Here is a 13,426-nt window from a genome sequence, read left to right as displayed (position 1 = left end):
ATAGCTAATGCGGAAGAGATCATGGCAGGAACAGATAAACAGCGCCCCTTTATCGCGGAAGGACCGGCAATCGTTCTGGTAGAGCCGCAATTGCCGGAAAATATCGGCATGGTAGCGCGCGCCATGGCGAATTTCGGACTGGCAGAATTGCGTCTGGTCAATCCGCGCGAGGAATTTCCGAGTGAGAAGGCGAGGGCAGCAGCCAGCAAGGCCGATCATGTGATCGACAATGCGGTGGTCTATGACGACCTGCCTTCTGCTATCGCCGATCTCAATTTCGTCTATGCCACAACGGCACGTGAACGTGACGGTTTCAAGCAGGTTCGCAGCGCTGTAGAAGCGGGTGGTGAACTACGCCGCCGTTTCAGGACCGGAGAGAAGACCGGCATTCTGTTTGGCCGAGAACGATTCGGTCTCAGCAACGAGGAAGTTGGTCTGGCCGATGAACTGGTGACGTTTCCGGTCAATCCTGCATTTGCCTCGCTCAATATTGCACAGGCAGTTCTGCTCATGTCCTATGAATGGATGAAGTCGGGCCTTGAGACGCAGACGGAGACCGTTTTTCGCGGCCCGGAGCTTGAGCTGGCGCCGAAACAGGAATTGCAGGGGCTTTTCAATCATCTCGAAGAAGCCCTTGATGTTAGAGGGTATTTCCGCCCTGAAGCCCGCAAGGAAATCATGGTCAACAATCTGCGTGCTGTCCTGACGCGTGCCGGTTTTGCCTCTGCCGAGCTGAAGCTCCTGCGCGGTGTTGTCACCTCGCTTGATGTATTCACGCCAAAGAAGCCACGAGGTTCCGGAGCCCCGGAAGGACGCGCGCGCAAACCCGTGACCGAAAGCCCGGCAACAAAGGACAAGGACGAATGAAAAACGCACCCGCTGCGAGCTTTTCCGCTATTCCCTCCATCGACGCTGAAAGACCCATTCTGGTTTTCGACAGCGGTATCGGAGGTCTGACGGTTTTGCGTGAAGCGCGGGTGCTTATGCCGGACCGTCGCTTCGTCTACGTTGCCGACGATGCCGGGTTTCCCTATGGCGCATGGGAAGAGGATGCGCTGAGGGCGAGGATTGTCGAATTGTTCGGCAAGCTCATTACTGCCTATGATCCGGAAATCGCGGTCATCGCCTGCAATACGGCCTCCACGCTGGTGTTGGACGATTTGCGGCAAGCTTATCCTTCGGTTCCGTTTGTCGGTACGGTACCGGCGATCAAGCCCGCTGCCGAAAGAACGTCGTCGGGCCTTGTTTCCGTGCTCGCTACGCCGGGCACAGTCCGTCGCGCCTATACGCGTGATCTCATTCAGTCTTTCGCTTCCCAGTGCCATGTTCGTCTCGTCGGTGCCGACCAACTGGCAGCGGTAGCGGAAGCCCATATTCGCGGCGAGAAGATCGATGAGGCGCTGGTCGTCGAACAGATTGCCCCCTGTTTCATTGAGCAGGATGGCAGTCGTACCGACATCATCGTTCTGGCCTGCACGCACTATCCGTTTCTTGCCAATGTGTTTCGCCGCCTGGCACCCTGGCCGGTAGACTGGCTTGACCCTGCAGAAGCGATCGCCCGGCGCACCGTTTCACTGCTGAAACCGCGCCGCGTCGATGAAGAACTGCATCATCACAACGATCAGGCGGTTATTACATCCCAGAATCCAGACTATGCCATCCGCAGGCTCATGCAGGGTTTTGGTCTGCATTTCGCTTGAGCCGCTGTCCTCAAGGCCTTGAATTTCCCGGCTATGTAGCGATCATGGCGATGATCATTTTATAGGGGAAGATGCAATGACCGGTACCATACCACAGATCACTTTGCCTTCGGGCCAGACGGTCCCAGCGCTCGGGCAAGGCACCTGGTATATGGGCGAGGACAGCACGCAACGCCGCTATGAAATCGAAGCATTAAGGATCGGCATCGATCTGGGGATGACGCTGATCGATACAGCGGAAATGTATGCTGACGGTGAGGCGGAAGACGTTGTCGGCGAAGCCATTACAGGCCGTCGCGACGACGTGTTTATCGTCAGTAAGGTATTGCCGTACAATGCGTCGCGGCAAGGAACAATCGAGGCCTGTGAGAGAAGCCTGCAGCGCCTTCGTTCTGATCGTATCGATCTGTATCTGCTGCACTGGCGTGGGCGATACCCTCTCGAAGAGACTGTCGCTGCATTTCAAGAACTGCAGCGTACCGGAAAAATTGTCAGCTGGGGTGTCAGCAATTTCGATACGGATGACATGAAAGAGTTGGTCGGTGTAGCGGGTGGTAAAGCTGTCTCTACAAACCAGATACTCTACAATCTGACGCGACGCGGGCCGGAATTCGATCTCATGCCATGGTGTGTTGAGCGCAAAATTCCGCTGATGGCTTACTCACCCATTGAACAGGGTCGATTGCTGGGCAGTTCCGAACTGGCAGAAGTTGCAAGCGAGACGGGAGGAACACCAGCTTCTGTCGCGCTTGCCTGGGCGATGCATGGCGGCAATGTCATCGCGATTCCAAAATCCTCCAACCTGCATCATGTGCGGGACAACAGAAAAGCCGCAGAGTTGCGGCTCTCCGAAGAACAATTGAAGCGTCTGGATCTGGCTTTCGCACCGCCTGTTCGAAAGACGGCGCTGGAAATGCTCTAACCGGCTTCCTTCTGACGAGTATCCTTCTTCGCCTGAGCGACGCTTGCGGCCTTGCGCAGCCGTCCACGTTCTGCCGGACGGACAAGGCTGTCGTATTTTTCGTTCGGGATATTGCGCATGCCGTTAAGTGCATGGCGCGTGTTGAAATCCTTCCCTTTCTTTTCATTTGCCTCCTTGGTTGCAAGCGCTTTTCGAGCGTTGGCAATCAGTTGGGCGCTGGCAGACATACGACGGCGGCGCTCAACTTCGGTGTTGATGCGGCGCACAGCCATGGCCAGTACGGAAACTTTCAGATGTGAACCTTCATCCGCCTTGGACGGTGACGTGCCGCGAGCAGCTCCCTTTCCGCGCATTTCACGTCTGCGCTGATGGGCCTGGTCTTTTGCCTTCTTACGGCGTTCGCGGATCAGCTTTGCCAGATGGGCAAGCTCTTCGTCGGGAACGTCTTGCAAAAAAGGATGGTGCGACTTTTCCACCAGCTCTTTTTCGTCGGCATTGAGAGCGCGGGCTTCCTGCTTTTTGGTGACGGCCATGGGTCATCCTTTCTGCTAACGACAAGATCTCTCCAGAGGAGATATAGGCCTGAACGCTACACTGGGAAGATGTGCTGCTCATTCTGGTTCTTCGGTCGAAGTTTTTCCACTTTTCGCTTCGAGACGTTTCAAAATAGCCTTCAATTCGTTGAGCGGCAGATGTTCCGCGCCAATGGTTTCGCTTTTGGTCGTTGAGACGATGTTCAGGATTTCATCAAGTTTGGCCTGCGTTGCGCTTGCTTCTCGATCCTGTGCGTTTTGGATCAGAAACACCATCAGGAAGGTGATGATGGTGGTCGATGTATTCACCACCAGTTGCCATGTATCCGAGAAGTTGAAGAACGGCCCGCTGAACCCCCATATGATAATGGACAAGGTAGCCAGCACGAATGCCAGATAATGACCGGCAAGTTCGGCAGTTTTTTCGCTGAGCTTTGTGAAGAACTGTGACATGGCAACCTCCAAACAGCAGACTCGAAACGCTTGATGGAGGGGCGCGGTTCCGTAATTGCCCGTGCTGGTGGAACTTACAGGCGCTGGTCAACGTTTGATCTTCATTGATAACGCGGAGGTGAAGCGATGGAGATTGTCGAAACCCGCATTAGTTCGGTCGGGGGATTCAAGCTCTATATGGTAGAATTTGTCACCGAGGGTGAAGAGAAGATTACGGTCAAGGTTGAGAACGAGACAGCAGCGGAGCTGGCACGTGATGAAGTGATACGCCGTGCCGCAATCAAGCTCGGCAATGCACTCGGTGTTGCATGTATGGAGTGTGGTATTCAACCTGAGAGCCTGCTGACACGCCCAAGCGCCCGCCGCGCTGGCGATCGGGCTGAGCTGGAGCGTCAGCTCGAAGAGGGCTTGGAGGACACGTTTCCGGCCAGTGATCCGGTCTCGGTTACCAGTTCCACGATAGCCGGTTTTGCCGGGCCCAAAAACTGAATGATGGTTGCAAGCAAGAAGCCGGACTGTTCGTCCGGCTTCTGAAGTTGTTCAGAAAATGAGTCCTGTATGAGGTGTATCTTATTGATAATATTCAAAGATTGCGGCGCTTGCCTTCCATTAAATCAAGCACGGCGCGGGCGCAGTCGAGCACATTCGAGCCGGGTCCAAAAACTGCCGCCACACCATGATCGAACAGATATTGATAATCCTGACGTGGAACGACGCCACCGCAGACGACGATGATATTTTCCGCGCCCTTCTTGCGAAGGGTGTCGACGAGCTGAGGCAGGAGCGTTTTGTGACCGGCTGCAAGTGACGAGACGCCGAGAACATGCACCTTGGATTTGATCGCCATATCGGCGGCTTCGTCCGGAGTCTGAAACAGCGGTCCGGTCAATACTTCAAAACCGATGTCGCCAAATGCTGAAGCGATGATTTTGGCACCGCGGTCATGTCCGTCCTGGCCGAGCTTTGCCACCATCACTTTCGGCGTTTCGCCGATCTGCTTCGAGAAGTCGCCGAGGCGGTCAACCAGCGTCTGATACTCTGGCTCGTCCTTGTAGGCCGTACCGTAGACCTTCTTGACGACTTTCGGAACCGCAGCATGATCTCCGAACGTGTGGCGCATGGCGTCGGAAATTTCGCCAACAGTGGCGCGGGCACGGGACGCTTCAACGGCTGCGGCGAGAAGGTTGCCTTCACCGGTCCTGGCTACCTTTTCCAGTTCTTTGAGTGCTGCTTCAACTTTTGCCTTGTTGCGCGTTTCCTTGATGCGGTTGAGACGTGCAATCTGCGACTGGCGAACGGCGGTATTGTCGATCTCCAGAATGTCGATTTCATCTTCCTGTTCGAGGCGGAATTTGTTGACGCCAACGATGACTTCTTCGCCCTTATCAACTGCAGCCTGCCGTTTGGTGGCGGCTTCTTCGATCAAACGCTTCGGCAAGCCGCTTTCTACGGCCTTGGTCATGCCGCCCAGCTCTTCCACCTCCTCGATCAATGCCCAGGCTTTTTCCGCCAGTTCATTGGTCAGGCTTTCAATGTAATAAGAACCTGCCAGCGGATCGACCACTTTGGTCACGCCTGTTTCGTTCTGGAGGATGAGCTGCGTATTGCGGGCGATACGAGCTGAAAACTCTGTCGGCAAGGCAATGGCTTCATCGAAGGAGTTGGTGTGCAGTGACTGGGTACCGCCCAACGCTGCTGACATGGCCTCGAACGCGGTGCGGACGATATTATTGTAGGGGTCCTGTTCCTGAAGCGATACGCCTGAAGTCTGGCAATGCGTGCGCAGCATCAGCGAACCGGGCTTTTTTGGCTCAAACTCCTTCATGATCCGCGTCCAGAGCAGGCGCGCAGCGCGTAGTTTGGCGATTTCCATGAAGAAATTCATGCCGATGGCGAAGAAGAACGACAGGCGACCGGCGAAGTCGTCAACGTTCAGGCCCTTTTGCAGCGCGGCACGCACATATTCGCGCCCATCGGCCAGCGTAAAGGCCAGTTCCTGCACCAGCGTCGCACCGGCTTCCTGCATGTGGTAGCCGGAAATGGAAATCGAGTTGAACTTCGGCATTTCCGTCGCGGTATAGGCGATGATGTCCGCAATGATCCGCATGGAAGGTTCCGGCGGATAAATATAGGTGTTGCGGACCATGAACTCCTTGAGAATATCGTTCTGGATGGTACCGGAAAGCAGATCGCGCGATACGCCCTGTTCTTCGCCCGCGACGATGAAATTGGCGAGGATCGGGATCACTGCGCCATTCATGGTCATGGAGACGGATACTTTTTCAAGCGGGATACCGTCGAAAAGGATCTTCATGTCCTCGACGGAATCAATGGCAACACCAGCCTTGCCCACGTCGCCTTCGACGCGAGGATGGTCGCTGTCATAGCCGCGATGGGTAGCAAGGTCGAAGGCAACCGAAACGCCTTGCTGGCCGGCTATCAACGCCTTGCGATAGAATGCGTTAGACTCTTCAGCCGTCGAAAATCCGGCATACTGTCGGATTGTCCATGGACGCCCCGCATACATGGTCGCCCGCGGCCCGCGCACGAACGGGTCAAAGCCGGGCAGGCTGTCGAGATGGCCGACATTTTGCAGGTCGTTCGCCGTGTAGAGCGGCTTCACGTCGATGCCTTCCGGCGTATGCCAGACAAGGCTGTCCGCCGGTCGTTTCAGTTCCTTTTCGGCCAACGCTTCCCAATCCGCACGGGTTTTCTGCGTCATTGGCTTATTCTCCATCCCATAATATCCTTACCCAGAGCCGGTGCGAAGCACTGTGCCGAAGGTCATTCGAATTCCATGATCAGTTCATCCACGGCAAGGCTTTCTCCGGCCTTGACGGCAATGCGCTTGACGGTAGCGCGGCGTTCGGCGCGCAACACGTTTTCCATCTTCATGGCTTCGACCGTTGCAAGCGGCTGCCCGGCTTCTACCGTAGCGCCTTCCTCGGCCAGAATCGAGGTGATGACACCCGGCATCGGGCAGAGCAACATTTTCGACGTGTCTGGAGGCAGCTTGACCGGCATCAGCTTTGCCAGTTCAGCAATGCGCGGCTTGCGCACATGAGCGACCACATCCATGCCACGCCAGCGCAAACGCCAGCCAGTGCCGGAGCGTGAAACCTTGATGGCAATGGGCTTGCCTCCAACGGTAAACGAGCCCAGATGGCCACCGGGATGCCAGTCGCTGGCAACAGGCAGACTGCCACCATCCATGAAATTGATTGTCGTTCCGCCTTCGCCTTCCGCAATGCGGACCGGCACAGTGGACCCGCCGAGTGTTGCCACCCAGTCGGTTGCTACAGATTGCTGTTCGCTGGAAATTCGTCCCGAAATCTGCATGTTGCGCTGTTCGACCGCAAGATTGATCTGGGCGGCAACCGCAGCAAGAACCCGCGCATCATCTTCCGAAACCGGCACACCGGCAAAGCCGTCCGGATATTCTTCGGCAATGAATGCAGTGGTAAGTGCACCCTCGCGGAAGCGCGGATGATCCATTACCGCTGACAGGAAGGGCAGGTTGTGGCCAATGCCTTCAACCTCGAATGCATCCAGGGCATCTCCCATTGCGTTGACGGCACTGGCGCGGTCCGGTCCCCAGGTGCAGAGTTTTGCGATCATCGGATCATAATACATCGAAATTTCGCCGCCTTCGAACACGCCGGTGTCGTTGCGTACGATTGTGCCATCCGAATTACGGCCTTCGACCGGTGGGCGATAACGGGTCAACCTGCCGATTGAGGGCAGGAAATTACGGTATGGGTCCTCCGCATAGAGACGGCTTTCCATGGCCCAGCCGTTGAGTTTCACGTCGGTCTGGCCGAAACGGAGCTTCTCGCCGGATGCAACGCGGATCATTTCTTCCACGAGGTCGATACCGGTGATGAGCTCCGTCACCGGATGCTCTACCTGCAAGCGCGTATTCATTTCGAGGAAATAGAAATTGCGGCTGCCATCGACAATGAACTCAACCGTACCGGCAGAATAATATCCAACCGCCTTGGCAAGCGCGACGGCCTGCTCGCCCATGGCCTTGCGGGTCGCTTCATCGAGGAAAGGTGAGGGCGCTTCCTCAATCACCTTCTGGTTTCGGCGCTGGATGGAGCATTCGCGTTCGCCAAGATAGACAACGTTGCCATGTTGGTCGCCCAGTACCTGAATTTCAATGTGGCGTGGCTGGGTGACGAATTTTTCAATGAAGATGCGGTCATCGCCGAAGGAGGCTTTGGCTTCGTTGCGCGACAATTGAAAGCCTTCGCGGGCTTCCTCGTCGTTCCAAGCGATACGCATGCCTTTGCCACCACCACCAGCCGATGCCTTGATCATGACCGGATAGCCGATCATGCTGGCGATTTTCACGGCTTCGTCGGCATTTTCAATCAGGTCCATATGGCCGGGCACGGTGGAAACGCCCGCTTCCGCTGCCAGTTTCTTGGAGGTGATCTTGTCGCCCATGGCGTCAATTGCGTTCACCGGCGGGCCGATGAAGGTGATATTGGCGGCCTTCAGTGCTTCGGCAAAACGCGGGTTTTCCGATAGAAAGCCATAGCCGGGATGCACTGCATCGGCACCGGTTTCCTTGATCGCAGCCAGAATCTTGTCGATGACGATATAGGACTGATTGGACGGCGCTGGTCCGATATGGACTGCTTCGTCGGCCATTTTGACATGCAGGGCGTTGCGGTCGGCATCAGAATAAACAGCAACCGTTGCGATGCCCATTTTCTTCGCCGTTTTGATGACCCGGCATGCGATCTCGCCGCGATTGGCAATGAGAATTTTCTTGATCATGTGCGTCTACTCAAATGAATTCAGATCACAACGGAATGGTGTCGTGTTTTTTCCACGGAGTGCTTTGCTGCTTGTTGCGCAGGCTGGCAAAAGCGCGGGCAATGCGGCGGCGCGAGGAATGCGGCATGATGACTTCGTCGATGAAACCACGTTCCGCAGCCACGAAAGGATTGGCAAAGCGCTCCTCATATTCCTTCGTGCGTCCGGCAATTTTTTCAGCGTCGCCCAGTTCGGAACGATAGAGAATTTCCGTTGCGCCTTTGGCACCCATCACGGCGATTTCCGCCGTCGGCCATGCGTAATTGATATCCGCGCCGATATGCTTGGAGGCCATCACGTCATAAGCGCCGCCATAGGCCTTGCGCGTGATGAGCGTGACCATCGGAACAGTCGCCTGACTATAGGCGAAGAGCAGCTTGGCGCCGTGCTTGATGACGCCGCCATATTCCTGCGCCGTGCCTGGCAGGAAGCCCGGAACGTCCACAAGGGTCAGGAGCGGGATTGAGAAAGCATCGCAGAAACGCACGAAACGCGCCGCCTTGCGTGATGAATCGATGTCGAGGCAGCCTGCCAGCACCATGGGTTGGTTTGCAACGACACCGATGGTCTGTCCATCCATACGGATGAAGCCGGTGATGATGTTTTTCGCAAACGATTCCTGAATTTCAAAGAAATCGCTTTCATCTGCCAGCGCGTGAATCAGCTCCTTCATGTCGTAGGGCTTGGTGGCGCTATCCGGGATCAGCGTGTCGAGCCGCATTTCAAGTCGCGCCGGATCATCGAATACCGGGCGTACAGGTGGCTTTTCGCGATTGTTGAGCGGCAGGAAGTCGAACAGGATGCGGACCTGTTCCAGCGCTTCAATATCGTTCTCATAAGCGCCGTCGGCGACCGATGATTTTCTGGTGTGAGTCGACGCGCCGCCCAGTTCTTCAGCGGTGACAATTTCGTTAGTGACGGTTTTCACCACGTCGGGTCCCGTCACGAACATATAGGAGCTATCTCGCACCATGAAGATGAAGTCAGTCATGGCGGGAGAATAGACCGCACCACCCGCGCAGGGGCCCATGATGACGGAAATCTGCGGGATGACGCCGGAAGCATCGGCATTGCGCTTGAATACGTCGGCATAGCCCGCGAGCGAAGCGACGCCTTCCTGAATGCGGGCGCCGCCGGAATCATTGAGGCCAATGACAGGCGCGCCGTTCTTCATGGCCATATCCATGATCTTGCAGATTTTCTGCGCGTGCGTTTCGGACAGCGAGCCGCCCAGGACAGTGAAATCCTGGCTGAACACATAGACCTGACGGCCGTTGATCGTGCCCCAGCCCGTTACTACACCATCGCCGGCGACTTTCTGCTTTTCCATGCCGAAATCGGTGCAGCGATGAGTGACATACATGTCGAACTCCTCGAACGATCCTTCGTCGAGAAGCACTTCGATCCTTTCGCGGGCAGTAAGCTTGCCCTTCGCATGCTGGGCATCGATACGGCGCTGACCGCCGCCAATGCGGGCTTCCGCACGGCGGGCTTCGAGCTGTTCAAGAAGTTCCTGCATAAAGTCCCCACTTTTGGGCGGCCTTTGGAAGGCGAGTTATGAAACTGAAAAGATAGTCTTTTTCTCCTTCCTGCTTAAAATCCGAAGACGTTCTGGAAAAGCTTGAAAAGGTGCGATTGTGTAAGATATAAATTTGCAAATAGCGAAATGCGAATTTGCAAAAATGGCACCCAGAAAACTTTATATAGGCAGAAAGATCCGCGAAATACGCGAGCAGCATAAGGCAACCCAGTCGGGCTTTGCTGAACGCCTCGGTATCTCAACGAGTTATCTCAACCAGATCGAGAACAATCAGCGGCCGGTTTCCGCAGCCGTCTTGCTGGCGCTGGCTGAAAACTATCAGATCGATATAGGTGCGATTTCACTGGGTGATGACGATCGGTTGCTTTCAGCTGTTTCCGAAGCGCTGGCTGATCCCGTCTTCGATAATTACAAGCCGAACTTGCAGGAACTGAAGCTCATTACGCAAAATGCGCCGGGATTGGCGCATGCGTTGATTGCCTGCCATCAGGCCTATCGCCGCAACAGTGAACAGCTGGCAAGTCTGGACAATCAGCTTGGTCGTGCTCCTTCCACCGCCGAGCCTGCGCCCTATGAGGAAGTCCGCGACTTTTTTCATTTTATCGACAATTACGTCCATGAGATTGATATTGCGGCAGAAAAGCTGGCTACCGAGCTGAATATACCAGGTCGAGACGTTGGTGTGGCCTTGCCGCAATATATGGAGGAGCATCACCGGGTACATATTGCACGGGCTGGACCGGAAGAAGCAGTCCTGCGTCGGTTCGATCCGGCTGCACGGGTGCTGTATCTCAATCCCTATTCACCCGCTTCAACCCGGAATTTCCAGATCGCGTTCCAGATTGCCGAACTGGAGATGGAAGAACTGGTAAGCACGATTGCCCGTCGGGCAGATTTTCGGTCTGCCGAGGCTGTTGAAATTTGCAAGATTGGCTTGCGCAATTATTTCGCGGGCGCGCTGATGCTGCCCTACCAGACATTTCTTTCATCTGCGAAGGAGTTGCGCCACGATCTCGAACTGTTGGCATCGCGTTTCGGTGCCAGTCTGGAACAGATCGCACACCGTCTCAGCACGTTGCAGCGTTCCGGCCAGCGCGGTGTGCCTGTATTTTTTGCCCGCATAGACAGGGCTGGAAACATCACAAAGCGACACAGCGCCGCCAAGTTACAATTTGCGCGTTACGGCGCCGCCTGTCCGCTGTGGAATGTGCATCAGGCTTTCGAAATGCCCGGACGAATCATCCGACAGCTTGCCGAAACGCCGGACGGTGCACGTTACCTATGCATTGCAACAGAACTGACCAAGAGCGAGGGGGGCTTCAACGCGCCCCAGCGGCGCTATGCCATCGCCCTTGGCTGCGAGGTGGCCTATGCGCAGGATTTTGTCTATGCGGATGGGCTCGACATCGCGGTGCGCTCTGCCTTCGACCCGATAGGTGTTTCGTGCCGCATTTGCGAGCGTGCTGAATGCGTGCAGCGTGCCGTTCCGCCGCTTAAAAGCCGGTTGGCGGTCGATCACGACCGCCGCGGAATTTTGCCTTATCGGTTGCTGTAAAGTCAGAAGCCAGCGTGTTCCTTGAGAAAATCGGCTTCTTCGTGTGTCGTGTCGCGCCCAAGCACCGTGTTGCGATGGGGGAAGCGTCCAAAGCGTTCGATGATATCGTGATGCTGACGTGCAAAGCCGAGCGAAAACTCGTCACCGAGTCTTTCGTAGAGATCGACACAGCGTTTCTGGTCGCTCAGATGCTCGCTATGCATGAACGGCAGATAGAAGAATTGGCGTTGCTCAGGCGATAACTTCCGGTCGAAATCATGATCAAGCGCCTGTGCAGCCACATCGCGGGCAAGCCCGTCGCTTTCGAAGGAACGTGGCGACCCGCGGAACATGTTGCGCGGAAACTGATCGAACAAAATGGTGAGCGCAAGCGCGTTTTCCGGCTGCTGTTTCCAGTGTTCGAGCTTGTCGGCACGAGCATCTTCATAAGCCGCTAAAAACTTCTCGCGAATTTCTGCGTCGATCTCGTCGCTTTTGCTGAACCAGTTTTCCCGCATCTTCGGCGAGAACCAGAAATCGAGAACGTTTTTGGGTTCGATAGCCATGACAGACCTCCCCTGGTTTTATTGTGCAGATTGGTTTGTAGCTTCCGGCTGCGGGCAGGGCGGTTCACCCTTGAAATTGCGTGACATGCAGGCGAATCGGTCGAAGCTCTTGCCAGTGTCCATGGCTGCCTTGCTGGCCCCCCCGCATCCGGCAAGAACGGCCAGAGAAATCAGAATAGCGACGTGTTTCATGGGGATCCTTTCAGGCGCCATGTTGTCCGTTTCTATAATAGGGATCACAATCTTCAGCGGCAACCGCTACACGCCGATCAACCCCTGCCACGATAGTTAGGTACGCCTTGTTCCGGTATCCAGACATTTTGCGGCGTTGCTCCAGTCTGGAAGAAAACGTCGATGGGAATGCCGCCACGCGGATACCAATAACCACCGATCCTGAGCCATTCCGGCTTCAACAGCTCTACGAGACGCTTGCCGATGGTTACGGTGCAATCTTCATGGAATGCCCCGTGATTGCGGAAGGAAAACAGGAACAGTTTTAGGGATTTGCTTTCCACCAGCCATTGACCGGGGACATAATCGATCACCAGATGCGCGAAATCAGGTTGCCCTGTCATCGGGCAGAGCGAAGTGAATTCAGGCGCTGTGAAGCGAACACAGTAAGGTGTGCCAGCTTGAGGATTTGCAACCCGTTCAAGGATGGCATCTTCCGGAGTTTGCGGTATTGAAGCGTTGGAGCCTAGCTGCTTTAGGTCGGAATATATCGTCTTTTCAGACATTTGCGTGCCTTTGTTTAAAGCCACGGTGCAGTCTTGTAGCGCATTATCACGCTTGTCCTTGTTTTGTCCGGGTAGGCTGCGACCGGTGGCAAATTGCCAGTGACGGGGAGCTAGCAGACCCTGCCTTTCTCGTAAAGAGCGTAAACAAAAGCCCGCGCATCGAGCGCGGGCATAAATTCCGGAAGATTCTTGCTGTTTAGCGTCGGTCGGAAATGGCGCAACCGATGGCTACGCCGATAAGAATGCCAAGGATCCCCGCAGTTCCGAAAAGCGTCGTGGCCGTGCCCGGATTATCGCGAACGGTTTCGGCAACCACCTGACCGCGTTCACGCACGGCTTGAGCGGCATGACGGAAACGACCGGACGCATCATCCATGGCATCTTCCGCACGTTCCCTTAATTCGCTGGAATTTGATGCCAGCGATTTTGAGAGACGCTTCAGTTCGGTGCGCATATCGGCGATCTGCTTTTCGAGAGCCTGCTGGATGTCGTTCGTGATCTTTTCGTCGGCCATTTGAAGTCTCCGTTGAATTGATAACGATAAAACGAGTGAAAACGCGTTCGGTTCCATGCTGCGACAATGCGGTTAACAAACATGATAAACCGCTCGTAAA

At 55.4% G+C, this 13,426-nt stretch carries 14 protein-coding genes; 5 read left to right on the top strand and 9 right to left on the bottom strand.

The features are described from left to right. The first annotated feature begins 21 nt into the window (after positions 1-21). The 3 genes from CQZ93_RS07690 (at position 22) to CQZ93_RS07680 (ending at position 2,622) form a co-directional block, all read left to right on the top strand. Positions 22-867, top strand: a complete 846-nt coding sequence (locus CQZ93_RS07690) for an RNA methyltransferase (RefSeq protein WP_105542058.1) — start codon at positions 22-24, stop codon at positions 865-867. After that, the gene (gene murI, locus CQZ93_RS07685) at positions 864-1,700 is read left to right on the top strand and encodes a glutamate racemase (protein ID WP_105542057.1); all 837 of its coding nucleotides are present in this window, start codon (positions 864-866) and stop codon (positions 1,698-1,700) included. The genes CQZ93_RS07690 and murI overlap by 4 nt, the downstream gene beginning before the upstream one ends. A gap of 76 nt (positions 1,701-1,776) precedes the next feature. Beyond that, positions 1,777-2,622 carry an aldo/keto reductase gene (locus CQZ93_RS07680; RefSeq protein WP_105542056.1) on the top strand — a complete coding sequence of 282 codons (846 nt, stop codon included), beginning with the start codon at positions 1,777-1,779 and terminating at the stop codon, positions 2,620-2,622. On the opposite strand, the gene CQZ93_RS07675 is transcribed toward CQZ93_RS07680, so the two are convergent. Further along, positions 2,619-3,155, bottom strand: coding sequence for a hypothetical protein (locus CQZ93_RS07675; RefSeq protein ID WP_105542055.1), 537 nt, complete (start codon positions 3,153-3,155; stop codon positions 2,619-2,621). The two genes, CQZ93_RS07680 and CQZ93_RS07675, sit on opposite strands and share 4 nt — an antisense overlap. Before the next feature lie 78 nt (positions 3,156-3,233). Further along, on the bottom strand, positions 3,234-3,608 hold the full coding sequence (locus tag CQZ93_RS07670; protein WP_105542054.1) for a low affinity iron permease family protein: 375 nt from the start codon (positions 3,606-3,608) through the stop codon (positions 3,234-3,236). 126 nt (positions 3,609-3,734) lie between these two features. Here CQZ93_RS07670 and CQZ93_RS07665 point away from each other — a divergent pair, with 126 nt between their 5' ends. Beyond that, entirely contained in the window at positions 3,735-4,097 is a 363-nt protein-coding gene (locus CQZ93_RS07665) for a hypothetical protein (RefSeq protein ID WP_105542053.1), read from the top strand. A 94-nt stretch (positions 4,098-4,191) separates the two neighbouring features. On the opposite strand, the gene scpA is transcribed toward CQZ93_RS07665, so the two are convergent. From scpA to CQZ93_RS07650, 3 genes are all read right to left on the bottom strand, one after another. Then, positions 4,192-6,330, bottom strand: coding sequence for a methylmalonyl-CoA mutase (gene scpA, locus CQZ93_RS07660; RefSeq protein WP_105542052.1), 2,139 nt, complete (start codon positions 6,328-6,330; stop codon positions 4,192-4,194). 62 nt (positions 6,331-6,392) lie between these two features. Next, positions 6,393-8,396: an acetyl-CoA carboxylase biotin carboxylase subunit gene (locus CQZ93_RS07655; RefSeq protein ID WP_105542051.1), complete on the bottom strand. Its 2,004-nt coding sequence runs from the start codon at positions 8,394-8,396 to the stop codon at positions 6,393-6,395. A gap of 25 nt (positions 8,397-8,421) precedes the next feature. Beyond that, complete coding sequence (locus tag CQZ93_RS07650) at positions 8,422-9,954, bottom strand: acyl-CoA carboxylase subunit beta (protein WP_105542050.1); 1,533 nt, start codon at positions 9,952-9,954, stop codon at positions 8,422-8,424. A gap of 163 nt (positions 9,955-10,117) precedes the next feature. Here CQZ93_RS07650 and CQZ93_RS07645 point away from each other — a divergent pair, with 163 nt between their 5' ends. Continuing rightward, a complete protein-coding gene (locus CQZ93_RS07645) occupies positions 10,118-11,530 on the top strand; it encodes a helix-turn-helix domain-containing protein (protein ID WP_105543220.1) in 1,413 nt (470 codons plus the stop codon). Positions 11,531-11,532: 2 nt separating this feature from the next. Here CQZ93_RS07645 and CQZ93_RS07640 read toward each other — a convergent pair whose 3' ends face one another. From CQZ93_RS07640 to CQZ93_RS07630, 4 genes are all read right to left on the bottom strand, one after another. Continuing rightward, positions 11,533-12,075: a DUF924 family protein gene (locus CQZ93_RS07640; protein WP_105542049.1), complete on the bottom strand. Its 543-nt coding sequence runs from the start codon at positions 12,073-12,075 to the stop codon at positions 11,533-11,535. A gap of 18 nt (positions 12,076-12,093) precedes the next feature. Then, positions 12,094-12,267, bottom strand: coding sequence for a hypothetical protein (locus CQZ93_RS26600; RefSeq protein ID WP_181153328.1), 174 nt, complete (start codon positions 12,265-12,267; stop codon positions 12,094-12,096). Positions 12,268-12,344: 77 nt separating this feature from the next. Further along, on the bottom strand, positions 12,345-12,812 hold the full coding sequence (queF, locus tag CQZ93_RS07635; RefSeq protein ID WP_105542048.1) for a preQ(1) synthase: 468 nt from the start codon (positions 12,810-12,812) through the stop codon (positions 12,345-12,347). 196 nt (positions 12,813-13,008) lie between these two features. After that, the gene (locus CQZ93_RS07630; protein ID WP_105542047.1) at positions 13,009-13,326 is read right to left on the bottom strand and encodes an ElaB/YgaM/YqjD family protein; all 318 of its coding nucleotides are present in this window, start codon (positions 13,324-13,326) and stop codon (positions 13,009-13,011) included. Positions 13,327-13,426: the final 100 nt, after the last annotated feature.

The sequence above is a fragment of the Ochrobactrum vermis genome (assembly GCF_002975205.1).
GTDB classification, from domain to species: Bacteria; Pseudomonadota; Alphaproteobacteria; order Rhizobiales; family Rhizobiaceae; genus Brucella; species Brucella vermis.
The sequence above is the reverse complement of the archived record's forward strand: the minus strand, read 5'-3'. Positions and strand labels throughout refer to the sequence as shown.

Excerpts from the sequence above, each read along its gene's own strand:
- CQZ93_RS07690 (WP_105542058.1), top strand. The coding sequence starts at position 22 with ATGGCAGGAACAGATAAACAGCGCCCCTTTATCGCGGAAGGACCGGCA.
- murI (WP_105542057.1), top strand. The coding sequence starts at position 864 with ATGAAAAACGCACCCGCTGCGAGCTTTTCCGCTATTCCCTCCATCGAC.
- CQZ93_RS07680 (WP_105542056.1), top strand. The coding sequence starts at position 1,777 with ATGACCGGTACCATACCACAGATCACTTTGCCTTCGGGCCAGACGGTC.
- CQZ93_RS07675 (WP_105542055.1), bottom strand. The coding sequence starts at position 3,155 with ATGGCCGTCACCAAAAAGCAGGAAGCCCGCGCTCTCAATGCCGACGAA.
- CQZ93_RS07670 (WP_105542054.1), bottom strand. The coding sequence starts at position 3,608 with ATGTCACAGTTCTTCACAAAGCTCAGCGAAAAAACTGCCGAACTTGCC.
- CQZ93_RS07665 (WP_105542053.1), top strand. The coding sequence starts at position 3,735 with ATGGAGATTGTCGAAACCCGCATTAGTTCGGTCGGGGGATTCAAGCTC.
- scpA (WP_105542052.1), bottom strand. The coding sequence starts at position 6,330 with ATGACGCAGAAAACCCGTGCGGATTGGGAAGCGTTGGCCGAAAAGGAA.
- CQZ93_RS07655 (WP_105542051.1), bottom strand. The coding sequence starts at position 8,396 with ATGATCAAGAAAATTCTCATTGCCAATCGCGGCGAGATCGCATGCCGG.
- CQZ93_RS07650 (WP_105542050.1), bottom strand. The coding sequence starts at position 9,954 with ATGCAGGAACTTCTTGAACAGCTCGAAGCCCGCCGTGCGGAAGCCCGC.
- CQZ93_RS07645 (WP_105543220.1), top strand. The coding sequence starts at position 10,118 with ATGGCACCCAGAAAACTTTATATAGGCAGAAAGATCCGCGAAATACGC.
- CQZ93_RS07640 (WP_105542049.1), bottom strand. The coding sequence starts at position 12,075 with ATGGCTATCGAACCCAAAAACGTTCTCGATTTCTGGTTCTCGCCGAAG.
- CQZ93_RS26600 (WP_181153328.1), bottom strand. The coding sequence starts at position 12,267 with ATGAAACACGTCGCTATTCTGATTTCTCTGGCCGTTCTTGCCGGATGC.
- queF (WP_105542048.1), bottom strand. The coding sequence starts at position 12,812 with ATGTCTGAAAAGACGATATATTCCGACCTAAAGCAGCTAGGCTCCAAC.
- CQZ93_RS07630 (WP_105542047.1), bottom strand. The coding sequence starts at position 13,326 with ATGGCCGACGAAAAGATCACGAACGACATCCAGCAGGCTCTCGAAAAG.